This is a genomic window from Limnospira sp. PMC 1279.21 (assembly GCF_032349615.1).
GTDB classification, from domain to species: domain Bacteria; phylum Cyanobacteriota; class Cyanobacteriia; order Cyanobacteriales; family Microcoleaceae; genus Limnospira; species Limnospira fusiformis.
The window spans coordinates 1-294 of sequence record NZ_JARPLU010000600.1; the positions used below are offsets into that span (position 1 = coordinate 1).

At 49.0% G+C, this 294-nt stretch carries 1 protein-coding gene and 1 pseudogene; both read left to right on the forward strand.

Annotated elements, in window-relative coordinates; all coding sequences use genetic code 11:
* A pseudogene (locus P5683_RS26160) lies at positions 1-149 on the forward strand (IS607 family transposase); the annotation flags it as partial.
* A partial coding sequence (locus P5683_RS26165; protein WP_315642628.1) for a helix-turn-helix domain-containing protein occupies positions 112-294 on the forward strand: 183 nt, incomplete at its 3' end. The pseudogene P5683_RS26160 and the gene P5683_RS26165, both read left to right, overlap by 38 nt.

Below are 294 nucleotides of genomic sequence, written 5' to 3' on the forward strand. Positions count from 1 at the left end.
GTCTCAGTCCAGAACCAGAAATGGTTGAGGACATCCTCGCCATCCTCCACTGCTTTAGCTCCCGATTATACGGACGGAGTAAATACAAAACTCAGGTCAAAGAAGATCCGGATTTACCCCAGCCCCGAGCTAAATCAAGTCTGGCGTAAATGGCTGGCTGCTTGTCGGTATTGCTACAACCAAGCAATTGCATTATCCCGGAGTGGTAAACGACTAAGCAAGTTAAAGTTACGCTGGGGAAGTGATGCAGAGCGACTTACCCGAATGGGTCAAAGAAACACCCTGCCACATTCG